The organism is Vibrio tubiashii ATCC 19109, from assembly GCF_000772105.1.
Classification (GTDB): Bacteria; Pseudomonadota; Gammaproteobacteria; order Enterobacterales; family Vibrionaceae; genus Vibrio; species Vibrio tubiashii.
On the sequence record NZ_CP009355.1, the window covers coordinates 577976 to 601103 of the forward strand.

At 44.7% G+C, this 23128-nt stretch carries 23 protein-coding genes and 1 riboswitch; of the genes, 17 read left to right on the plus strand and 6 right to left on the minus strand.

The annotated features are described in order from the left end of the window. Positions 1 to 48: 48 nt before the first annotated feature. A complete protein-coding gene (locus IX91_RS17765; protein ID WP_038197030.1) occupies positions 49 to 2049 on the minus strand; it encodes an acetoacetate--CoA ligase in 2001 nt (666 codons plus the stop codon). Positions 2050 to 2274: 225 nt separating this feature from the next. Here IX91_RS17765 and phhA point away from each other — a divergent pair, with 225 nt between their 5' ends. Together phhA and IX91_RS17775 are read left to right on the plus strand one after the other, a co-directional pair. After that, positions 2275 to 3066: a phenylalanine 4-monooxygenase gene (gene phhA, locus IX91_RS17770; RefSeq protein WP_004746047.1), complete on the plus strand. Its 792-nt coding sequence runs from the start codon at positions 2275 to 2277 to the stop codon at positions 3064 to 3066. Continuing rightward, complete coding sequence (locus IX91_RS17775) at positions 3059 to 3388, plus strand: 4a-hydroxytetrahydrobiopterin dehydratase (protein WP_004746045.1); 330 nt, start codon at positions 3059 to 3061, stop codon at positions 3386 to 3388. Before phhA ends, IX91_RS17775 begins: the two co-directional genes overlap by 8 nt. Before the next feature lie 73 nt (positions 3389 to 3461). On the opposite strand, the gene IX91_RS17780 is transcribed toward IX91_RS17775, so the two are convergent. Together IX91_RS17780 and IX91_RS17785 are read right to left on the minus strand one after the other, a co-directional pair. Then, entirely contained in the window at positions 3462 to 3779 is a 318-nt protein-coding gene (locus tag IX91_RS17780; protein WP_236642963.1) for a DUF2147 domain-containing protein, read from the minus strand. A gap of 134 nt (positions 3780 to 3913) precedes the next feature. After that, entirely contained in the window at positions 3914 to 6241 is a 2328-nt protein-coding gene (locus IX91_RS17785) for a bifunctional diguanylate cyclase/phosphodiesterase (RefSeq protein WP_004746043.1), read from the minus strand. Between the two features lie 204 nt (positions 6242 to 6445). Further along, a riboswitch (Fluoride riboswitch) is annotated at positions 6446 to 6511 on the plus strand. A gap of 114 nt (positions 6512 to 6625) precedes the next feature. Here IX91_RS17785 and IX91_RS17790 point away from each other — a divergent pair. Further along, positions 6626 to 7318 carry an iron-sulfur cluster assembly scaffold protein gene (locus IX91_RS17790; RefSeq protein WP_004746041.1) on the plus strand — a complete coding sequence of 231 codons (693 nt, stop codon included), beginning with the start codon at positions 6626 to 6628 and terminating at the stop codon, positions 7316 to 7318. Between the two features lie 15 nt (positions 7319 to 7333). Next, entirely contained in the window at positions 7334 to 8308 is a 975-nt protein-coding gene (locus IX91_RS17795; RefSeq protein WP_004746040.1) for a GGGtGRT protein, read from the plus strand. 13 nt (positions 8309 to 8321) lie between these two features. Here IX91_RS17795 and IX91_RS17800 read toward each other — a convergent pair whose 3' ends face one another. Beyond that, positions 8322 to 8888 (minus strand): hypothetical protein, encoded by a 567-nt coding sequence (locus IX91_RS17800; protein ID WP_004746038.1) that lies wholly within the window; start codon positions 8886 to 8888, stop codon positions 8322 to 8324. A gap of 55 nt (positions 8889 to 8943) precedes the next feature. Between IX91_RS17800 and IX91_RS17805 the strand changes: the two genes are divergently transcribed. The 5 genes from IX91_RS17805 (at position 8944) to IX91_RS17825 (ending at position 14788) form a co-directional block, all read left to right on the plus strand. Then, positions 8944 to 9612 carry a flagellar basal body-associated FliL family protein gene (locus IX91_RS17805; RefSeq protein ID WP_004746037.1) on the plus strand — a complete coding sequence of 223 codons (669 nt, stop codon included), beginning with the start codon at positions 8944 to 8946 and terminating at the stop codon, positions 9610 to 9612. A gap of 99 nt (positions 9613 to 9711) precedes the next feature. After that, complete coding sequence (locus IX91_RS17810; protein ID WP_004746035.1) at positions 9712 to 10194, plus strand: hypothetical protein; 483 nt, start codon at positions 9712 to 9714, stop codon at positions 10192 to 10194. Positions 10195 to 10273: 79 nt separating this feature from the next. Continuing rightward, positions 10274 to 12121, plus strand: a complete 1848-nt coding sequence (gene secD / locus IX91_RS17815) for a protein translocase subunit SecD (RefSeq protein ID WP_004746033.1) — start codon at positions 10274 to 10276, stop codon at positions 12119 to 12121. Positions 12122 to 12123: 2 nt separating this feature from the next. Then, the gene (gene secF, locus IX91_RS17820) at positions 12124 to 13026 is read left to right on the plus strand and encodes a protein translocase subunit SecF (protein ID WP_004746032.1); all 903 of its coding nucleotides are present in this window, start codon (positions 12124 to 12126) and stop codon (positions 13024 to 13026) included. 496 nt (positions 13027 to 13522) lie between these two features. Continuing rightward, a complete protein-coding gene (locus tag IX91_RS17825) occupies positions 13523 to 14788 on the plus strand; it encodes a RidA family protein (RefSeq protein WP_004746030.1) in 1266 nt (421 codons plus the stop codon). A gap of 240 nt (positions 14789 to 15028) precedes the next feature. On the opposite strand, the gene IX91_RS17830 is transcribed toward IX91_RS17825, so the two are convergent. Then, the gene (locus IX91_RS17830) at positions 15029 to 15277 is read right to left on the minus strand and encodes a hypothetical protein (RefSeq protein WP_004746029.1); all 249 of its coding nucleotides are present in this window, start codon (positions 15275 to 15277) and stop codon (positions 15029 to 15031) included. Positions 15278 to 15527: 250 nt separating this feature from the next. Here IX91_RS17830 and IX91_RS17835 point away from each other — a divergent pair, with 250 nt between their 5' ends. The 8 genes from IX91_RS17835 (at position 15528) to IX91_RS17870 (ending at position 22674) form a co-directional block, all read left to right on the plus strand. Next, positions 15528 to 16172 carry a hypothetical protein gene (locus IX91_RS17835; protein ID WP_004746028.1) on the plus strand — a complete coding sequence of 215 codons (645 nt, stop codon included), beginning with the start codon at positions 15528 to 15530 and terminating at the stop codon, positions 16170 to 16172. A 9-nt stretch (positions 16173 to 16181) separates the two neighbouring features. Beyond that, the gene (locus tag IX91_RS17840; RefSeq protein ID WP_004746027.1) at positions 16182 to 16865 is read left to right on the plus strand and encodes an ABC transporter ATP-binding protein; all 684 of its coding nucleotides are present in this window, start codon (positions 16182 to 16184) and stop codon (positions 16863 to 16865) included. Continuing rightward, positions 16853 to 18112 (plus strand): ABC transporter permease, encoded by a 1260-nt coding sequence (locus IX91_RS17845; RefSeq protein WP_004746026.1) that lies wholly within the window; start codon positions 16853 to 16855, stop codon positions 18110 to 18112. The genes IX91_RS17840 and IX91_RS17845 overlap by 13 nt, the downstream gene beginning before the upstream one ends. Next, complete coding sequence (locus tag IX91_RS17850; protein WP_004746025.1) at positions 18105 to 18863, plus strand: outer membrane lipoprotein-sorting protein; 759 nt, start codon at positions 18105 to 18107, stop codon at positions 18861 to 18863. Before IX91_RS17845 ends, IX91_RS17850 begins: the two co-directional genes overlap by 8 nt. After that, entirely contained in the window at positions 18864 to 20132 is a 1269-nt protein-coding gene (locus tag IX91_RS17855) for a hypothetical protein (RefSeq protein ID WP_004746024.1), read from the plus strand. It begins immediately after the preceding gene. Then, a complete protein-coding gene (locus IX91_RS17860) occupies positions 20132 to 21166 on the plus strand; it encodes a sensor histidine kinase (protein WP_004746023.1) in 1035 nt (344 codons plus the stop codon). The genes IX91_RS17855 and IX91_RS17860 overlap by 1 nt, the downstream gene beginning before the upstream one ends. Positions 21167 to 21179: 13 nt before the next feature. Continuing rightward, on the plus strand, positions 21180 to 21971 hold the full coding sequence (locus IX91_RS17865; RefSeq protein WP_004746022.1) for a LytR/AlgR family response regulator transcription factor: 792 nt from the start codon (positions 21180 to 21182) through the stop codon (positions 21969 to 21971). Positions 21972 to 22062: 91 nt separating this feature from the next. Beyond that, positions 22063 to 22674, plus strand: a complete 612-nt coding sequence (locus IX91_RS17870; RefSeq protein WP_004746021.1) for a DsbA family protein — start codon at positions 22063 to 22065, stop codon at positions 22672 to 22674. Positions 22675 to 22721: 47 nt separating this feature from the next. Here the strand turns inward: IX91_RS17870 and IX91_RS17875 are convergent, their stop codons facing one another. Beyond that, on the minus strand, positions 22722 to 23084 hold the full coding sequence (locus IX91_RS17875; protein ID WP_004746020.1) for a DUF3316 domain-containing protein: 363 nt from the start codon (positions 23082 to 23084) through the stop codon (positions 22722 to 22724). Positions 23085 to 23128 lie beyond the last annotated feature (44 nt).

Here is a 23128-nt window from a genome sequence, read left to right on the forward strand (position 1 = left end):
TAGCTTAAAGAGATTGAAGAAGCCCGACGATGACGTCGGGCTTTTTGTTTAGACAACAGGATTACCTTGGAACTTCTCGACTTCATCTAGAACCCAAGGGTTAGCGATAGCGCCTTTGTTCTTTATCTCTTCACCATGTAAGACTTGTTTTACCGCAAGCTCGACCAGTTTGCCGGATTTCGTTTTTGGTATTTCAGTCAATGTATAGATTTCTGAAGGCACATGGCGCGGAGAACACTGTGCTCGCAGCGTTTGCTTAATCGTGCTTTCGAGCTCCTTAGTAAGCGTCTGTTCGGGGTTCAGCAGGACAAAAAGCACGATCTTTTCATCACCATCGACGCGCCGTCCTACTGCGATAGAGTCTTGAATTTCAGGAAGTTGATTCACTTTCTGATAAATCTCAGCGGTACCAATTCTCACCCCGCCTGGGTTGAGTGTGGTGTCGCTTCGTCCATAGAAAATCATGCCATTTCGCGCGGTCATTTCAACATCGTCACCATGATGCCAAGTGTTTACATATTTGTCCCAGTAGGCGCTGTGATAGCGTTCACCGTCATCGTGCCAAAAGCCTAGAGGTTGATTAGGAAAACTGTTGCGACAAACCAGTTCACCTCGCTCTGCAATCACTTCTTTTCCTGAGTCATTGAACACGGCAACATCCAGGCCTAGCCCAGCACCCTGACACTCTCCACGATAAACTGGCGAAATAGGGTTGCCTAACACGAAGCAGCCACAGATATCCGTTCCACCGGAGATGGAAGCCAAATGAAGATCCACCTTGATGTTGGCATACACATAGTCAAACTGTTCTGTGTACAACACAGAGCCTGTTGAACACAAGGTTCGTAGGGAGTCCAACGAATAGTGACTACTTGGGTTAAATTGCGACTTTTCAAGCGCTTCCAAATACTTAGCTGAAGTGCCAAACAAGGTCGCTTGCGCATCTTCGCACAGTTGCCACAAAGCATTTGGATTCGGGTACATAGGGCTGCCGTCGTAAATCACTAGACTAGCACCACTAGCCAATGCTGATACATGCCAGTTCCACATCATCCAACCACAGGTTGTGTAGTAGAAAACACGATCTTTAGGTTGAACATCACAGTGAAGTTGATGTTCTTTGAGGTGGTTTAGGATTGTTCCGCCAACTGAGTGGACAATACATTTTGGTTTGCCAGTAGTGCCTGAAGAGTAGAGGACAAACAGCGGATCATTGAAACTGATCCTTTGATAGCGCATTCCCCGTGGCAGGAAACTAGCTAAAATGGCTTCCCAGTCGGAAAATGAGTCGTTAAGACCTTGGTTGCTCGGTTGTTGCTGCAAGTAATCAATCTGACAAGTATTCACTAAACTCGGCATAGCATCGACAATTTGTCGATTCTTCTCTTCCATATGAAAAGTTTTGCCGTTGAAGTCGTAGCCATTGCAGCAAAACAGGATCTTAGGCTGAACTTGACCAAAGCGCTCAATGACGCTTTCTGCACCGAAGTCAGGGGAGGTTGACGTCCATATCGCACCTAGGCTTGTCGTCGCTAACATGGCGATAACGGTTTCTGGCATGTGCGGCAAGTACCCAGCAACGACGTCCCCTTTTTCGACGCCATTGTGTTTTAACCATTGTTGAAGTATAGACACCTGATCACACAACTCTTGCCAAGAGAGTTTTCGGCAATCTCCACGCTCATTTTTAAACCAGATGGCGATGTCGTCAGGAGCTTGGAATGCGTAGGCAAGGAGGTTTTCTGCATAATTGAGTTGCGATTGAGGGAACCAAATAGTGTCTCGACTAGGGCTGAATGTTCCCCATTTGGCCAAACCTTCACCTAAAATACAGTCGCCTTTGTAACCAATAACATCGCAAAATTGCCAGACTTCTAACCAGAAATCTTTTTTGCACTCTACTGACCAGCGATGTAAGTCAGAGTAGTTTTCTATCGCATCTCCCTGAATATTAATGTGTTTTATGAACTGATCTAGATTTGATGATTCTATACGCTCGCGACTAGGCGCCCAGATCGGGGAAGGGAAGCGCTGCTCTGAGTTAGACATGACATCCTCGTCTTTTTGTTCTCCGTTATCCAAATAAGCTTTGATGAAAATATAGGCAAAGTCAAACAAGTGGGGTGACTTCAGCTCCATGAAAAATAAGCAAAAAGCTGTCAAATGTAAAAATTATGTTACAGGAAAGGGTGGCGGTAGAGTTGGCTCGGAAAATTGTCACCGTCTTAGCATGGCGATAGGCTTAATGTAACGGATTTGTTAACGGAGCTAGGTATGGCACAGTATCATTCTAAACCTGTGAATGAGCACGGGATTGTGGAGTGGAGCTCAGAAGAGAATGAGGTTTGGCGCGATCTGGTTGAGCGTCAACTTCATTTGGTGAAGCAAAGAGCGTGTAAAGAGTATTTGGCAGGACTCGAACTGCTTGATTTGCCAATAGATAGAGCTCCACAGATCGTTGATATCAATCGAGTATTAAAGGAATCGACGGGTTGGCAGGTGGAACCTGTGCCTGCACTGATCAATTTTGACCGATTTTTTGCTCTGCTTGCAGATAAGAAATTTCCAGTGGCGACATTTCTGCGAACTCGTGAAGAGTTTGATTACCTTCAAGAACCGGACTTTTTCCACGAAATCTTTGGTCATTGCGCAATGTTGACCAATCCCGAGTTTGCCCAGTTTACTCAGACGTATGGCGTTCTCGGCCGCAATGCGAGTAACAAAGAGCGAGTCTATCTGGCGCGTTTATACTGGTTCACGGTCGAATTTGGACTCGTTAAAGAAGGCGATAAAACTAAGATCTATGGCGGTGGCATTTTGTCTTCACCGGGTGAAACGCTATATGCATTAGGTGATCCGAAGGTACAGCGAGTAGAGTTTGATATCCACACCGTATTTAGAACGCCTTACCGGATAGATATTATGCAGCCAGAATACTTTGTTCTGGATGACATTCAGCAATTATACAAACTAAGTCAACTGGATTTAATGTTCCATGTTAAGCAAGCCATGCAGGCTGGATTATTACCCCCATTATTTGAACCAAAGGAAGTGACACATGCTTGATGAATTACGTTGTGAGTCTTGTACCAGTAGCGCAGTGGCGTTAGGCGAAGAAGAGAGAAGGTTGCTCCTTACAGAGCTAGAAAGCTGGCAGATGCTAGAGCGCGATGGCATTCCTCAACTAGAAAAAGTCTACAAATTTAAAAACTACAAACTTGCATGGGCGTTTGCCAACAAGGTGTCCGGGCTTGCTGAAGAGGAGTTTCATCATCCGTCCATACTTCTTGAGTGGGGGAAAGTGACGGTAACCTGGTGGAGCCACTCTATTAAAGGGCTGCATCAAAATGATTTTATCTGTGCGGCTAAGTGTGACCGTTTAGACTAGCCCAACAGATCCTAGAAACAACAAAGCCTGAGGAGTAAATTCTCAGGCTTTTCTATTTTGGGTCTACCCTAGATTAAAATGAAGGAAGGTAGCGTTGCTCGCGAATGACATCGCCGTTATCATCAATAATTTCGAATGTAAAAGTACGACCGTTGTCCAACAGGTTCGCCGCCATAAACGTACCTTTTACTCCCGTTGTGAAGTAATGGGTTCCATTGCCCTTAACTTTTACTTTTACATCGCTTACCGGCACGCCATTTTCAGTCACGGTGACAATAGCTTGGTTTTCAATAGTCTTGATTCGGATTGATTGATCCTTAGCTGGCATTGCAAATGCAATGGTTGAAGTTAGGGCTGTAAGTGCGATTGCTTTTAGTACTGTTTTCATCATGAATTCCTCTCAACTCTTGGCTGTAGTTAATTTTGTAAACTGCGTCTTGTGCGCTTGAGAGAAATAATATGTGTGAATTAAATCACAAAAAATAATATAAATTCGTTATTCATATTCGAAATTTTCGAACAAGGTTAAGCGGTCGCTTTGGTCTGGTTATCAAGGACTCTTTCTATACCACACACAGTAAGAGGCTTAGACTTCAAGTATCCCTGAATCAAATTACAACGATGTTGGGTTAAGAAAGCGAGTTGCTCTGGGGTTTCTACACCTTCGGCGACGACTTCAAGATCGATGGTATGCGCCATATTGATGATCGCCTGACAAAGGCTATCGGCATTATGCTGACCAAGTGCAATGCGGCTAACAAAACTGCGATCGACTTTGATCACGTCAACAGGGTAATCATTGAGCACCGAGAGTGAAGAGTAGCCTGTGCCAAAGTCATCCAAGTAAAGGGTTACGCCGAGATCTTTGATACGCTGGAGTTGGCTAGCGTTGCACTCGTCCGCTAGAAGCATAGATTCTGTTATCTCTATACCGATGAGATGGGCTGGAAAAGAGTGATTTTCAAGTAAATGCGCTAACGTATGGTAGATATGCTCTGACTCAAACTGCTTGGCCGACACATTAATATTAAACCGAGGTACATTGTTACCTTGCCGCGTGATCCACAATCGCTCTAGAATCTTACAGCACTCTTTCGCCACCCAATCACCAATTGGAATGATTTGCCCTGTCTCTTCTGCCACCGGGATAAAGTCTTGGGGAGAGATAAACCCTAGCTTAGGGTGATTCCATCTAAGTAAAGACTCAAACCCGACGACCGTATCACTGCTTGTTTCATAAATCGGCTGATAAACCAATGACAACTGTTTGAATGCGAGTGCGCCCGTCAGCTCTTGCTCTAAAGTAAAGCGTTTCTTGGCCTGATTAAACATCTGGTCATGGAAGAAGACGACCTTCTCATTGGAAGAGCTTTTAGCCTTATACATCGCGGTATCTGCCTCACGAAGAATACCAGCAATGGTCTGTTTGGGGTCAGTGACCACTGAAATACCAATGCTCGCACCTATATGGCAAGACTGACCATCGATCGTGTAGGGTTGACTTAGCACTTTGGCGTAGCGATGGCATATGTGTGTCAGTGCCCCACGTGAGGTTAATCGAGGCAAGCAGATGATGAACTCGTCACCGCCAAAGCGAAAGCTCATATCGTCGTCGCGGCAATGGCTGGTTAATCGAGATGCAACTTCCTTGAGCAATTTGTCACCATGGAGGTGACCCATAGAGTCGTTGATGACTTTAAATCGATCTAAGTCGATAAAGAGTATTGAGAAGCCGTTAGATGACCCTTTTTGTAGATGCCTAAGCTGTTTATCGATTTCTCGATTGAGTGCAGTTCGATTGTTTAACCCAGTTAAGTTATCTTTGACCGCTTGAATAGCAAGAGATCGGGTTTTCTCTTCGATCAGTTGATCAGAGACTTTCAATCGGGTGGCATAGAAGTTTGCGGCTATTGAAACAGAACCCGTTAGAAGAAAAATCAACAGTATTGACGCTGTACTATACAAAGCGGTACTGCCACTACTATCCATCTTCGAGATCGAAATTGTCCACTCCTGATTGAATAGCGGGACGCGTACAGTTTGGTCAAGCGAGACGAGCCGTGCTGTTAGGCCATCTTCTGTAAGCTTGGTGTTGATATGAGACTCAAAGGCAAGTTCATGGTTTGGTTGAACATAGACTTCAATCTCAGTTGTGGCTGAGTTCACTTCTCGTTGCCATATCTCACCAAGTAGTTCATGGAAAACAACCTTAGCGACAATAAATCCTTCAAGCTTTCCAGCGGTAGAGAACTTAGGTAAGACCAAGTTTGCAGCCAGTTGACCTTCTTCAACAAAATCGGCAACACCGACTCGATTGGAGGTAATAGCACGGGACATCGCGCTAACCAGTTGAGTGTCACTCTCTAATCGAAAGCCTAGATCATCACTCCCTTCAAACGAGGAGGATAGGTAGTAAACAGGAACCGTTTGATTACTGAGAAACCATGTTTTGTCTTCATTGGTCGATAACGGCGGAGTGAGCTCAAAGCCTAGAAAGCCGTTTTGCCGTGCGGTCTGCTTAAACTCAGAAATCTGATCAATGGATACAGTAGGCGCCCAAATCACAGCTTGAACGTTTGGCAGCAGCGAAGATTGCTCTGAAAAGTATGCTTCAAATTGTTTAGGTGTTGGCTTATTGCCATTCGATAAAAATGCTCTAGTTGAATAGAGCAGCCTTTCAATCGAGTTTAGTGATTGTTGAAGGGTCTGTACTTGGTTGCTTAGCTGCGCGGTAAGTTGGCTATTGAGCTTTTGGGTTTCATAATGATGAACGATTAAGTAGCTGCCTCCAGCTAGACTTAGACCGATAATCCAGATCAAAAGAAAATGTTTAAGTGACAGAGCAAGTTTCAAGGCAGAGTCAGAGGTAATCCGTTACACATACTTAAATGGTAACTGCAATTAACATTAATGCAAATGATAATTGATAACAAACAAGATCAACAGTAAAAGTAATTGTTACATTTGGTTTAATTGGTCTGCTTATATAAATTGGGTTGATTATAAGTTTTTACTCTAAATAAAGGATTGCATCAAAGTGTGATGTGGATCTATTCTATTTCCCAAGGTGATGGGGTTCCACCTACTTAACCGCCAATTCTGGCTGATGACTCCTACAGATACGAAAACAGGTGATGCTGTTGTGAATAAACCACTCGCTGACGAGTTGGTTTGACGTTCTGTAGAGAAGTTATACCTTCACACCTCACTTGTTTTCCTAACGATTAGGAAAACGCCATGCAATACTCTTCTGAAATTCAATCAATGTGCCCAATTCAACGTGGGGACTTACATCCATCTGCGCCCATTCCTGTGGAAGGATCAATGGTACGGCCAAAAGATGTTATCGCCATTTCTGGTTTAAGCCACGGTGTTGGCGCTTGTGCTCCCCAGCAAGGGGCTGCGAAACTCACTTTGAATGTTAAGCAAGGCATCATCGAAGAAGCGCTGATTGAGACTATAGGCTGCTCTGGAATGACACACTCAGCGTCTATGGCGGCTGAAATATTGACTGGAAAAACCATCCTAGAAGCGCTAAATACCGATCTGGTCTGTGACGCGATTAATGTCGCGATGCGCGAGCTATTCCTCCAATTTGTTTATGGGCGTACTCAATCTGCTTTTTCTGAAGGCGGGTTAGAAATTGGCGCTGCGTTGGAAGATCTCGGTAAAGCTCAGAGAAGTCAGGTTGGAACGAGTTACTCGACGATGGCGAAAGGAGTGAGATACATGGAACTTGCTGAAGGCTACGTAACCAAACTTGCGCTCGACGAGAATGATGAAGTCATCGGGTATCAGTACCTTAACCTTGGCAAAATGATGGCAAACATTGAAAGTGGAATGGAGGCTGAAAGCGCAATGCTAGACGCGAGTGGAACGTATGGACGCTTCGATGAAGCTGTAAAAACGATCAATCCGCGTAACGCTTAATCTGAGGGCCCAATCATGAATATTTCGACAACTCAATTACTTAATCACATGAACTTTTCTACTCTAGAAGAGGCGCATCATTACTGTCTGACTTTCGGAATTGACCCTAAGCAAGTAGTACTTGAAACTCAGCCGATTGCATTTGATAACGCTTGTGATGCGTATACCTTAGGGACTGCACTGGCGCTGTTTCGCCAATCAGAAAACGCGGAGCAGGCAGCGCTAGCCATCGGTGAAGGGCTACAAGCGTTTACCAAAGAGGGCAGCGTTGCCCAGCAAAGACAAGTAGGTTTAGGGCACGGCGCTTTGGCTGCTCGACTGCTTAATGAGCAAACGCAGTGCTTTGCATTTCTCGCAGGTCATGAGTCTTTTGCTGCAGCGGAAGGAGCGATTAAAATTGCTCTCAATGCTAACAAGTCGAGAACTACACCTCTTAAAGTGATCTTGAATGGACTCGGTAAAGATGCGGCCTACTTAATCGCCAGAATTAACGGATTTAGCTATGTAAGAACCGAGTTCGACTACCAAACCGGGGAACTGGTGGAGGTTGAAAGAAGACGTTTCTCTCAGGGCGCGCGTGGTGAGATTCTCTGTTACGGCGCTGATGATGTCAGAGAGGGCGTGGCGATCATGCACCGTGAATCGGTAGACGTCAGTATTACGGGTAATTCGACTAACCCTACACGCTTTCAGCATCCGGTCGCCGGTACCTACAAATCTGAGTGTAATGCTCAGGGCAAAGCGTATTTTTCGGTTGCCTCTGGTGGTGGTACCGGACGAACGCTACACCCAGATAATGTTGCGGCAGGACCAGCAAGTTACGGAATGACGGATACTATGGGGAGAATGCACGCAGATGCCCAGTTTGCAGGAAGCTCTTCAGTGCCAGCCCATGTGGCAATGATGGGGTTCATCGGTATGGGGAATAACCCTATGGTGGGCGCGTCCGTGGCACTTGCAGTGGCAGTAGAACAGCAACTTCATCACTAAGGTAAAACCAGAATTAATCCTGAGGCTTTGGCTTGGCGTTTTCCAGAGCCTCAATTTCTTTTCTATAGCGCCCTTCAAGTATGGTCAGTTTACTGATTAAGGATTCAATATCTTTCCTCATTGCTTGGTTAACCTGTGAGTATTGCCAACCGCTAATGACATTAGATTGGCTACCTGATTGTTTGCAATGTTTACTGATCGATAACCAACGTTTTTCCATCGCGTTCGCTTGATTGACTAATGGGTCGAGTAACCGTTTCTCTTCGTTTATCCTGCTTATCACAACACCGGAAGCCTCCGCTTGGGTTTGCATATGCCGATGAAAGGTGTGATTGCCGCTTTGCCACAGCCCTTGCAGTTCATTGGCGGTGAACTCCTGATATAAGAAAGGCTGAGCTTGGTGTATCTGGAGAAACTGATTGAATCGAGTCGCGTGAAAGTTATATTTCTGATCCAACTCTTGCTGAAGTTTGAGGGCACGATTCCATGATTCAGCGTCGCAGTGCGCACTATTTACCCCATAAGGTAAAGTGATCAGCAATGCTGCCGCTATAGTTATATTAATACTGTGCCATTTCATTATGATGGTTGTGGTGTTTGCAACCTCTTAAGTATAGGAAAAGAATCAAGGCGATATGAAAAAGGTCATTATGCTTCTCCTGCTGCTCGTCGGTATAGGCTGTGCTGCGGGTGGTTACTACATCTTCTATTACAAACCTCAGCAAGACGCGTTAGCGATGGAAGGGGTAGAGGAAGAAGAGCCAATGACACCCATTCTTCTGGTTGAAGAGGAAGAAGAAGTCGAGCCACCGCCGCCGATTACTGACTACTATGTTAGCCCTCCCAAACTTGGTGTGCGCGAAGCGCCAGATTACTCCGCGTTTGTGGAAAATGTGGTTTATCGTGGAGATAAGCTGCATATCTTAGAAAAACGCGATGACTGGGGAAGAATATCGCCTTACTATGTTTACGAAGAAGGTGGGCCTGAAGTTGCGGAATGGGTACCAATGGAAGCACTTCTGGAAGTGGCTCCAACCATTACCAAGCAAGAGAGAGTAGAAACCGTCACTACTTATATTGAAGATTCTGATGATTTTAAACAGCATTTCGAAATGTTCATTAAGACAACAGATAACCTGCTTAAAGAAGGGACGTGTGTACCGGAGGATTTTGAAGAAACTCAAGGTTGGATACGTTCGGTGACGTTTGAAGATATTGATGCCTACTTTGTGTACTGCGGTGGCTTGAAGCAAGCCAATAAGATCTATTTAGATGTTCAAACGGGTAAGATTTTCTATCGTTAAAACCCACCAAATTTGAAATGTTAGCTTTTAGATTATTTTAGTTGTCTGTAGCCAAGGTTAGATCTACTATCACGCTGTTGACTAATATCAGGTTCATCAATGCTTCAACGAATTGTTTCATATATCTGGCTTTTTACACTTGCGATGGTATTGCCAACGCAGGCGTTTGCCTATGTATTGCAAGCTGAAAATGAAGCATCTGCACGCCTTAACTATCGTGCGAACGCTTTACTGCCCCTCTCAAATAATGACTTCCAAGCTCTATTTGATGAAGTAAAGCAAGAGCCTCAATCAGAACCTGTTACCAAAGCCGATTTTTCGCAAGATTGGCTAGCCATCATCAATGCTAATCGCTGGCTGAATGTCATTCGCTACCTTGATGATGGTGAATCCTCTTCAAACATTGATTTACCTAGCTTTGAACCTGCTGCGATAGCTCTGTTTAGGTTGTATAAACTCCCTAAAATAGAGTCAGGTCTAGGCGTTACATCACGCTACAATTCCCCTTACCGCATTTCTGGTTGGAAAGAGACTAACGCGCTTTACGTGGCGCTCAACGGTCAGTATTCCGTTATTTCCTAACTTACATACCGAAGCTATAGCCTTCACCGTTTATCCCTAGGCACAGATCTATCTGTTCCCAGCTAAGTTAAGAAATATTATGAAAAAAAATCCTTTAAAGCAGGCGAAATCCGCACGCCTGATGAACCACTATTCTGCATGGAAATATGTGGTTCTTATTGCGACAGTGGTAATGCTGACCCTTAGCGCTATTCCAACTTGGTATGGTGAAAAACCTTCCATTCAGGTGACAACGTCACAAGTTAATTCAAACAACATTGTCAACAATGTCACTGAACTCAACCGCTATCTGGATCAACGTGATATCCAAGTGAACGAAATCGAGCAGGTTGGTAACAAAACAACGCTCGTGTTTGAAAACGAAACTGAGCAAACTCAAGCACGTCAGGCGCTAGATAAGCTATTAGGCAAAGAAGACTCGATTACCTTTTCTTATGTTTCCGTCGCGCCTAAGTGGCTAGGTGATATGGGCTTTAGTCCTATCAAGCTAGGTTTGGACTTACGTGGTGGTGTGCAGTTTTTGCTCAATGTTGATATTGACAAGGCATTTGAAGACCAACGTAACAGCTTAGTTGATGAAGTGAGAGACTTCTTGCGTCAGGAAAGATTGCGCGGTATTCAAATTTCTTCGGTTGGTTCTGAAGCCTTTGATGTTAAGACTGACACTGACAATGCGCTGGCTCAAGTGAATACTTTCCTTAAGCAGAACTACCCGAACTGGGACGTGAAGCGCCATTCGGATTACCTTGCGGTTAAGCCAACGCCAGAGAGTAAATCTGAGTTCCAGTCGGTCACTATCAAGCAAAACTTAAAGATCATGCGTGATCGCATTGAAGAGTTGGGCATTACAGAAGCACTAGTTCAGCGTCAAGGCGAACACAGTATTCGTATTGAGTTACCTGGTGTGCAAGACCCTTCATTGGCGAAGAACGTTATTGGCGCAACGGCGACTTTGGCTTTCCATGAATCACGTACTCCTTCAGAGGGTAAAGCTTACGGCGACGTTGTTTTGAAAGACAATGACGGTCGTGATGTGACCCTAGCAAAACGTCCAGTTCTGACTGGTGAGCACATTATTAATGCGCGTGCTGGCATTGATAAAATGGGATTCTCTGAGGTAAACATCTCCCTTGATCATGCTGGTGGCAAAATCATGAGTGATTTCTCTGGGGGGCATATCGGCAAACCAATGGCAACTGTGTATCGCGAATATACGACTAACGCTAAGGGTGAAACTGAACGTAGCGAGCGAGTCATCAGTGTCGCAACCATTCAATCTCAACTAGGCAGTCAGTTCCGCATCACAGGTGCAGGCTCAATGGAAGACGCACAGAACCTTGCACTGTTGCTTCGCGCTGGCTCGTTGACCGCACCAGTGACGATTGTTGAAGAGCGCACTATTGGCGCTTCATTGGGTGCTGAAAACATTCAAAATGGCTTTGCCGCTCTTGCGCTTGGTTTAGCGATGACATTGACCTTTATGGCGCTTTGGTATCGCCGATTAGGCTGGGTCGCTAACGTTGCATTAATGGTTAACATGGTGAGCTTGCTTGGTTTGATTGCACTTCTACCTGGTGCCGTTCTGACTCTACCTGGTATCGCTGGTTTAGTTTTAACGGTCGGTATGGCGGTAGACACCAACGTACTGATATTCGAGCGTATCAAGGACAAACTCGCTGAAGGGCGTACATTCGCTCAGTCGATTGACCTTGGGTTTGATAGTGCTTTGAGCACGATTCTTGACGCCAACATTACAACCATGATCACTGCTGTCGTTCTTTACTCGATTGGTAATGGTCCAATTCAAGGCTTTGCCTTAACTCTAGGTCTGGGTCTGTTGACCAGTATGTTCAGTGGTGTGTTCGCATCACGCGCAATCATCAATTTGGTATGGGGACGCGATGCACGTCGCGATGTGAGGGTATAACCATGGTTGAATTTTTTAAACAGCATATTCGTCGAGTTCGCTACATTACCAACTTTGTATCGTTCGCGTTAATGGTCATCTCACTTGTTGCGTTGGGGATGAATGGCTTAAACATGGGGCTCGACTTTACTGGCGGTATGGTCACTGAAGTCAAAGTCGACAACAATGTTACCCATGAACAACTTGTTGATGCCCTGCAACCAGAACTAGGTCAGTTCACTAATGTGACTCACTCAGATCAAGATGGTCGATGGGTAATTCGCTATCCAATTCCTGAGCAAGGCGAACAGTCAGCGGACCTAGTTAAAACACTCTCGCCGATTTCTCACCAAGTGGATGTGATCAGCAATAGCATGGTCGGCTCTCAAGTAGGGCAAGACTTAGTCGACCAAGGCGGTTTAGCGCTTATGATCTCTATGATGTGTATTTTAGGTTATCTGTGTTTCCGCTTTGAGTGGCGATTGGCAAGCGGCTCTTTGTTAGCATTGGTCCACGATGTGGTGCTTGTGTTGGGTTTTTTCGCTGCAACACAGATGGAGTTTAACTTGACCGTGTTTGCTGCGATACTGGCGATTCTTGGTTACTCGCTTAATGACTCGATAATCATTGCCGACCGAATTCGTGAGTTGTTGATCGCGAAACAGTCATTGCCAACCGAAGAGATTAACGACCAAGCCGTTATGGCGACCTTCTCGCGAACTATGGTGACTTCGGGTACCACGTTAATGACAGTATCGGCATTGTGGATTATGGGCGGCAGCGCGCTACAAGGTTTCGCTATTGCGATGTTCATCGGTATTCTGTCAGGAACCTGGTCTTCGATCTCCATGGGTACGGTGCTGCCAGAATGGCTAAAACTTGAGCCCAAACACTACCTTCCTGTCGAGATTGACAACGCGCCATAAAGCGGTGAGTTAAACGAAAGGCCCTGAACGATACGTATCAGGGCCTTTTTGTTTCTATTAATATCACCTAGCATTCAGCGTGTTTTGGCTGCCTCTTAACGACACCTAGAATAATTTATGCACTCACAGAGAGATAAATCGCAGTGGTTAGAATGAATTGGTATGACTTTGCCCAGATTCTTGTGAAGCGGCTATCAGATCTGATCGAAACAAACCTCAGAAAACAACTTTCCCAATGATTATGTATTCACTATTCTGGGAAGATTACATTATTTAATGAGTGTGAGTATAAACAAGTAATAAAAATCTGGATATTTAATCTGGTAATGACTAAATATCCTTGTTTTCGCCAGTTTATAGTAAAAGTAGTTCTTGATTCTAGTCACAATTAACAGCAAATAATTCACTTACTATCATGTCACTTTAATTCCAATAACTAAAAACTAACCCAAGATAAAATAACTATCTAGCGTGAAATAGAAGGATAAAAATCGACATGAGTGGCGCAATCATTAAAGTTTCAAGAAACACCGAAAATGCACCTGTTTCTGAGCTGTCTACGCAAAGCGTAGCATTCTCTCATTACAATAATATCTCTGCGCAGTTACCCTTAGACCCTGCTACTGGGCAGATTGTTGTAGGTGATGTAAAAGAGCAAGCGAAACAGTGTTTAAACAATATTAAGGCGATTGTTGAAAGTATTGATCACGTCATGGACGACGTTGTACGTATTAATGTTCACCTGAAGAACATTGCAGACATGGAAGCTGTGGACGAAGTATACGCGACTTTCTTTGCGAACCTCATTCCAACCCGTACTACTGTGGCTGTTGATGCATTACCGCATGGTGATGCTTTGGTTCAAATGGACGCGCTAATTTCAAATGGTGAAGGTACTGCACCTCAAGAGCCTTGTGCGCTTATCAAGCTATCAAGAAATACTGAGCAAGCACCAGTCAGTGCGGTATCTACACAAACCGTTGCATTCTCGCACTACAACAATATCTCGGCTCAACTACCAATTGATGTGGAAACAGGCAAGCTAATAGAAGGTGGCGTTCAAGAGCAGACGGCTCAATGCTTGAAGAACATCAAAGCAATCATGGAGAGCATTGATGTCCCATTTGATGACATTGTAAAAGTGAACGTGTATCTGAAAGATCTTGCGGATATGAAAGAGGTCGATACGGCATACACGACTTTCTTCCCAGATTCGTCTATTGCACGCACTGTTGGCTACATGCCAGCTCGTACTTTTGTTTCTGTCGCCGACCTTCCTATGGGTGCGAAAGTTCAGTTAGATGCCGTTGTTTCTCACGGTGATGGTACGCCACCACAAGAAGTGGAAGATAGACACGGTATCGTGATTCGCGCACATAACACAGAAAATGCGCCAGTGAGTCCACTTCACACTCAGACAGTGGCATTTTCTCACTACAACCACATTGCTGCGCAACTTCCAATGAAAGCAGACGCGAGCCAATTGGTTGCTGGTGGAGCAAAAGAGCAGGCTCAACAATGTCTCGATAACATTAAAGCGATTGTTGAAAGCATCAATCACGTGATGGACGATATTGTTAAAGTTAACATTCAACTGCGCGATATGGCTGATCTAGAAGCCGTTAATGAAGTATACAAGACCTACTTTGAACGTGAACTGCCAGCGCGTACTGTTGTTGGTGTCGCTGAAATCGCAATGGATGCATTAGTACAGATTGATGTGGTTGTTTCGAATGGCGAAGGCACACCGCCAAACGCATAATGTTAATCAATTATAAATAATGGGAAGAGGCTGACTAAATTAGTTAGCCTCTTTTTATTTATAATAACTGGATAACTGGATAACTGGATAACTGGATAACTGGATAACTGGATAACTAGATAATAATCCTAAATATTGGATAGTGTTTATTTTAGTTATTATTTTTGTAAAATATAAATTTATTTTTCGTTAAAATAAAGCCTGCACATAGGCAGGCTTAGGATATATTTAGATATTATATTAGTGAGGGCGTTTAGGTCCATTGCGAACCAAGTCTTGTCCAGTCTGGAATACTTCCTCTGTTACCCAACGACCTAACACAAGTTGGTGCTTATCATCTAATACTGCAACAAATCGGCGTCCGTCACTGTTGTTGGTTGCGAGTACTACGCCAGCTGCATTGCTCAGCCCAAGTACGCCACTCTCTACAGCTACTAGGAAAGCCTCTAGTTCAGTTAAGTCTGCGATAATTCTGTCGTCATTAATCATTGGTCTATCTCGTTACATTTCTTACTTATAGCCAAGCATATAGTAAAAAGCAGTGGCTTAATTGTTGGCGCTACTCTAACGATCATAGTGACAAAAATCTATAGCTGCACTCCGTTAGCGTTGAGGGATTATCCATTTAATCCACTTTACGACCGTTTACTCCCGATTTCTTCCATTCGTCGCATAGCGCTGCCGACTTTTTCTGACGCGGTTATTCTTTCATCATCAAAACAGGCAAGGGATTATTCAGATGAAAACAGTAACGTTAGCGAGCTTATTTAGTATTGGGTTAGTTGTTGCGACACAAGTCGTCGCTGCGCCGAGTGAGGAGCTGATTGCTCAATACAATCTTGCAGCAGAAGGCGATGAAGACAAGGTGGAACTTGTTCATCAGCAGTTAGAGACTCAAATTGCTACCGATGGCGCTGACCCATTGAGTTTGGTGTATCTGGGAAGCACTCAGACTCTTATGGGGCGAGATGCGTTTATGCCGTGGAACAAAATGAAGTACACAGAGCAAGGGCTGGCGACCATCAGTAAAGGTTTGGATCTTCTAAGTAGCCAAGCTACACCGTTAGAACAACAAGAATACCGTCAAGGGCTGCCTGAATCGTTACTTGCAAGATCAATCGCGGGTGCAACGTTTACTTCGTTACCGGATATGTTCAACCACTTTGAGCGCGGCTATGACGTGTTTCTCGACTTGTTAGCTGATGAGTCGTTCAAGCAACAGCACTACGATGCCATCTCTTGGGTTTATATCTATGCCATTCAAGCGGCACTTCGAGCAGAGGATAAACCTCAAGCTAAGCAGTGGGTCGCTGAAATGCAAGCTAGAAACCTGAATCACCCTATGACAGTTCAAGCTAAAGCAATTCTAGATTCCGCAGCTTAAGGAGGCGTTATGATTGAGTTTAAGCAGATTAGTAAAACCTATCGAATTGGCCAGCAGCAGGTACACGCTTTGAACGAGGTCAGTGGTGTGATTAGCAAAGGTGAAATGGTGGCTCTATGTGGGCCGTCGGGCTCGGGCAAGAGTACTCTCCTCAACATATTAGGCTTACTCGATATGGACTACCAAGGTTCCATTGAATTATCTGGCCTTGCTTACCCAAGAGAAGCTATTAAGGCGGCTCACATGCGCCGCAACCAACTTGGCTTCGTGTTTCAAAAGTTTAATCTGATCCCTGTTATGACTGCGTGGGAAAATGTCGCTTATCCATTGATGTTAAATGGCTTTTCTTTGCAAGAGCAAAAGCAAAAAGCGTTTGAAATTTTGGATAAAGTTGGCCTTAAAGAGTTTGCCAAGCATGGCCCAGACAACCTTTCTGGAGGGCAGCAGCAGCGAGTTGCTATCGCGAGAGCCCTAGTACATAAACCGCAAATGGTGATTGCAGATGAACCTACCGCAAGCTTAGACAGCCATACTGCCTCGGTAGTCATCGAACTGATGAAAGGGTTAGGGCACGAGTTGGGTACCACTTTTATTGTTGCGACACACGACCCTCGTATGGCACTGCAATGTGACCGAAGCATTGACCTTTTAGACGGTACTATCAACAAGGAGCCAATGAAATGGGCAAGCTAATTCCACCATCATGGCGTATCGCGTTTCTTAACCTTCAGAGAAATAAACGCCGCAGTGTACTGTCTGTACTGATCATAGCGATTGCTATCTTTGCTCTAACTTCAGCAGGTGGCTTTGGACTTTACACTTATGATTCTTTGAAAGAGTCGACGGCAAGAGACACAGGCCATTTGACTATCAGCCAGCCTGACTTTTTCGAAAAAGATGAAGATATGCCACTGGCAAATGGTCTATCAGACGGTACTCAAATCACCCAGCAATTGATTGCCAACGATAAAGTGCGTGGTGTTCAGCCTAGAATCGAGTTTACTGGTCTTGTCTCCAACGGGAGTAAATCGACCATCTTTGTCGGCACTGGTGTCAATGAGCGCGAGTTTGACATGAAAGGGCCGTTTTTGGATGTCCGCCAAGGTAAAACGTTGTCGAGCATTCAATCCTCTCGCTACGACCCAAGTGAGCCAGAAGTCATGCTTGGCGTCGATTTAGCGCGCAACCTAAATGTTAGCATTGGTGACTGGGTCACATTGCTCGCGACAACCAGCGATGGCGCGCTAAATGCTTATGACTACAAAGTGCGCGGCATCTATTCAACGGGTGTGCCTGAACTGGATAAGCGCCAGCTCTACATTCATATCAAGTCTGCTCAGGAGCTTTTAGGTAGTGACAAGGTCAGCACATTATCCGTGTTCCTATTTGATACTGAGCAGACAATGCCGATGAAGCTTTGGGTTGAGCAGCAGCTGGCAGGCATGTCTCTCGCTGAGCCAGTTGAAGTGACACCATGGCAAGAGCGCGCATTCTTCTATACCAAAGTTAAAGACCTGTATGATCGAATTTTCGGCATTATGGGAGCTGTGATGGCGTTGGTGGTATTTGTCGCACTGTTCAACACTATGACGATGTCGGTCACTGAACGCACACGAGAAATAGGCACTCTGTCGGCACTGGGGACATACCCGAGAGAGATTGTGTCTGGCTTTGTACGCGAATCTGCTTTACTGGCACTGATTGGCTCGTTCATTGGAGGCGTCATCAGCCTGTTAGTAAGTCTATTGCTTATGGTTGTGGATGTGCAAATGCCACCCCCTCCGGGCCGAACAGAAGGTTACCCACTCAATATCTACTTTTCACCAGAACTACTCTCTATGACAGCCGTGGGCGTGTTGCTCATATGTGTTGTGGCAGCTTGGTTATCTGCATCGAAAGGGGTTAAGAAGCCAATAACGGAGGCGTTGATTTATGTTTAGTTTGATTAAGAAGATAGCTGTAGCGTCAGTACTTATCGCCAGTGCTTCGAGTGTAATGGCGAAAGATGTCGCGACCATGGTTAAGAATGCCGATCAGTACCGCCTTGATACCGATGCCGCCAAAGTGGTGTCACTGGTCAGTCTGTTTGAAAATGGAGAGTTGGATAAAACGCGTGAGTACAATGTTTACACTCGTGCAAATCGAGAGTCTCTAGTGCTGTTTAAATCCCAAGTTGAAGCAGGGCAAAAAATGCTGATGCTAGGAGACAACTACTGGCTAGTGATGCCGAAAAGCCGCCGTCCAATCCGCATTACACCAATGCAGAAGCTATTGGGTGAGGCGTCAGTCGGGGATATTTCAACCCTGACTTGGAGCGAAGATTACCATGCAACGTTTGTAAAACCCGAACAATTGGATGTAAACGGTGATTCCTTACTGGTTAATCACCTACGTTTAAGAGCGACGACCAAAGGGGCAAGTTATTCGAAAATTGAACTGTGGTTAGATGAAAGTAACGACTTTCCTATCAAAGCTGATCTTTATCTGCGCTCGGGTAAGCTAGCGAAACAAGCTTGGTTTACCCAAGGTGAACGTGATGGTTTGCAGCGAGTTGTTGCCATGACGCTGCTTGACCAAATCCAGCCTGCGAAAAAAACCGTTATTGAATATCAGCAAATCACGCCAGTGGAACTAGAAGACAAATACTACAACCCAGCGTATTTAACGCGTAATGCGTTGTCGGAGTTATAAATGAAACATTGCCTTGCATTAACTTGCTTATTGGTATTTTCAACGTCTGTTGTGGCGGACGAAGTGAGCTTTGACTGGGATTACACACTCAGTGCTAGCACCGCGCAGCATCGAGATTCCGCTTTACTAGGTAAGTCGAGCGACAGCAGTAGCGAAACGATAGATGCGCTTATCGATTTACAACTAGAAGGCTATGGATTCACGGGCTTGATAGCGGCAAAAGGCAATCAGGTTTATAGCTCAGATTCGTCTGAGTCATATGATGGCGAGTTGATAATCCAAGAGCTGTTTTGGCAAGGCAGTACAGAGTTTTTTAAAGCTCCAATTGATTTAACGTTAGGTAAAGTGCGCCTCGATTGGGGAGTAGGTTACGGCTATCGCCCACTCGATGTATTTAAGCCTTACCGGAGAAACCCTGTTGGTATTCAAGTCGAAGAGGGAACGGGCGTCGCGATGGCGTCTTACTTTGATATGTCAGGTGAGTGGAGCCTCGTTTACAGTGACTCTTCATGGACGCAACAAGAAGGTAGTCAGTTAGAAGAGTCTTCTGAACAGCAAGGTATTGGCGTAAGGCGATATGTTCTGTCGGGAGACAGTGAATGGCAAGGATTGGCTTACTATGATGACGTTCGCCAAGGTTTACTCGGCGGTTCATTTGTGACTGTTCTGAGTGACTCATGGTCACTGCACAGCTCTGCACTCTACCAGCGTAAGTACCTAAGCTATGTTCAAGGCGAAAATCACCAACCAGTCACCTTGGCAGAGCAAACGGACGCTGTGCAAGCTCTAGTTGGGCTTAACTGGGCAAACGCAGTAGGCAACAACATCATCCTAGAGTACTGGTATGACAGCCGTAGTTGGAGTCAAAGCGAATGGAATATCGCATTCGAGCGCGTGGCTTCTTTATCGAATAGTCACTCACTTAAGCCGTTGGCTTCATCGTACGCACAAGGGCTAAACAATACTAACTTGATACAACATAATATGATGTTTCATTGGTCTTTAGACTCTTCGAGTTGGAGCCAATGGTCTTGGTCAAAAGAGTATTTGTGGTTAAACAAACTGACTCCGACGTTTGATCTTCTTTATTCCCCGCAAGATCAGGGAGTGATAGCGACTCAGTGGTTGGATTATCGGGTGTATGACTCAGGCTCTGCGTCATTTTCAGCGGAACTTGCTGCGCGTTTTATGGCGGGGGACAGCGAGTCTGTGTATGCAAATTTATCAGATAAGCGTATGATTTTTATTAATCTCAGAGGAAGGTTTTAATGACGGAATCGACAAACTACGCAGCAAATGCATTTAAGAGTTTTGCCTATACTACGATCTTTTGCGCAGTGATTGCTTTTGTCACTCAATCTATTTGGCCAAGTGCCTACCTAGAGCATCTGGCGATCAGTTTAGGCTATGGTTACAGCTCGGTTGTGAGCTCATTGGTGATCAGCCGCTTGTGGCCGAAGCTGTCAAATCAAGTGGTGACCGGGTTGTCGATAGTGGGCGCAATGGTTTTCGGTACGCTGAACGCTTACTGGTGGTTAAATAGTTACGAAAAGTTCTCTGATATCAGCCAACTTAAACCAGTAGCAATTCTTGGGTTTATCTTCTCAGCGACATGCTTTTTCTACTTTTACACGCATGAGCAAAAGCTACTGGCACAAAAGGAACTAGAAACAGCCAAACGCATTCAGTCAGAACAAGAGAAAGCCTTAGTTAAGAGCCAGCTTCGTCAACTGCAAAGCCAAATTGAACCGCATTTTCTATTTAATACCCTTGCCAACGTCAATGCGTTAATTAGCCATGACCCAAAAGCCGCGCAGAATATGTTAGGGAAACTGACGGATTTGCTAAGAGGGACGCTGCAAAACAGTCGTAAAGAGACATCGACTTTAAAAGCAGAATTAGACTTGGTTGATGCCTACTTAGCGATACAAAAGATCCGTCTCGATGAACGCTTAAACTATCAGATAACCAACTCAATCAGTGACGAGGTATTGTTTGCTCCTTTGCTGTTGCAACCTTTGGTTGAAAATGCGATTCAGCATGGTATTGAACCAAAAGTAGATGGGGGTGAAATCTCTATCGAAATCTCGAAAAAAGAACACTTTATGGTTATCGAAGTCGAGGATTCTGGTGTAGGGTTTGCTAATGCGCCAAACAGCAGTGGTAATGGCATTGGGTTAGAAAACACCAAAGAGAGAATTGCTACGCTTTATGGCAGCCAAGCGAGCTTGAAAATCAAGCAATCTGCCTCTGGTGGTGTGTTGGCGGTGATTCAAATTCCGTTCAATCAATTGACCTCGTAATAGGAAGGATTTAATGACAATCAAGGAAGTTAGCGCAGTCATTGCCGATGATGAACCATTGTTGAGACATCACCTTAACAAGATGTTGGCTGATGTTTGGCCTCAATTAGAAATTGTAGGGCAGGCGAAAAACGGTCAAGAAGCGCTGGAAATGATTGAGCAATTCGAGCCAGATCTTGTATTCCTTGATATCAAAATGCCTCAACTGGATGGAATGGCTGCAGCAAAAGCTCTCACTAAGATGGATTGCCCAACTCAAGTCGTGTTTATTACTGCCTACGATGAGTACGCGCTACAGGCGTTTGAAGCCAACGCAATTGATTACTTGCTAAAGCCGTTATCCGAGCAGCGCCTAGAGCAATGCGTCGCTAAGGTAAAGCAGCGAATCGAAGGGACGGCAGATCAAAACTCACCAGATATGGCAGCGTTACTTTCGCAAATTCAACAGCTTGGCCATCAAGTGTCCCCAAGCTATTTAAACTGGGTAAGAGCAACCAAAGGGGAGGACATTCACCTTATCTCTACCTCAGACGTGCTCTATTTTAAAGCGGAAGATAAATACGTTTCTGTATTCACTAAAGAAGAAGGCAAAACGGCAGAATATCTGCTTAGGACATCGTTAAAAGAGTTGCTCCAGCAACTCGACCCCGATAACTTTTGGCAGATACATCGTTCAACCATAGTGAACGTTTCAAAAGTCGAGAAGGTAAAGAAAGTCATTACTGGGAAGATGATGGTAGTGATTGGGGAGGATAAGCTCCCTGTCAGTCGAGCGATGCAAAGTCAGTTTACTAGCCTTTGGTGATCTCGTTTAAAATTTACTTATTCCGTTATAGTGCAAATTGATTCTCAACAGTTATGCTTAAAGCTATCAATACTTCGCTGGAGTGATGTGGATGGCTCAAAACAAACTCTATTATGTTTATGACCCTATGTGTTCGTGGTGCTGGGGTTACAAGCCAGTTTGGCAGCAGATTTGCCAAATTTTAGAGGGCAAAATTGAAATACAGTATGTAGTAGGCGGCTTAGCCCCTGATTCTGATCTCCCCATGCCAGAAGCAATGCAGCGACAGATTGTTTCCTACTGGAGGAAAATTGAGGACTTCCTTGGTACTCAATTTAACTATGAATTCTGGAATACCAACGTCCCTAGACGGTCCACTTATCCTGCTTGCCGAGCGGTGTTAGCTGCGCGTAAGCAAAGCGCAGAGAAACAAATGCTGACCGCAATTCAAACTGCGTATTACCTTGAGGCGAGAAACCCGAGTGACAGCGATGTGCTTATCGATCTTGCTGACAGCATTGGTTTAGATTTAGAACGTTTTGAGTCCGACTTTGGCTCGGTCACCTTGAATGAGGAGTTCATGCGCGAGTTGGATTTTGCTCGTAGCATAGGGGGGAATAGCTTCCCATCGTTGTTTGTGCAAACGGCTGAAGGACTTGTCGAACTTCAAGTGGATTACCAATCAGCGCAAACCACTATTAGCCAGATTGAACAATTGATCTAATTAGCGAGACTCAGTGGCCTCGCTAAGTGGTATCAAAATTGGGGACTCTACCTGTTACTCTCTAACTGCAAATACTGGTAAGCTACATTGAGTACCCCTTTGTAAAGAAGTTCTCCTTCTTCATTCATATACTCTTGTGCTGTGATGTATGTACCTTCATCCAAACTAATGCTCTTATGCACTAGATTTATGGCATAAACGTCCAATTGCTGTTTGAGTTCAATAGATGAGCTTGCTTTAAGCTCTGTCAGCATTGACATTGCTTCTTCGTAAGCACTTTCCTTACTTTCAGTGCTTTCTGTATAAAGAGTAGTATTTTTTTCAATAAGTCTCTCAAGCGGGTGAGCTAGTGCCTGTGTACTAACGATGGATAATACTGAAGTAAGAAAGATAGTTGATAGTTTATTCATTTTGCATGTTTCCGGTGTTGTTTAGTTGAAGCAATAATAACGGT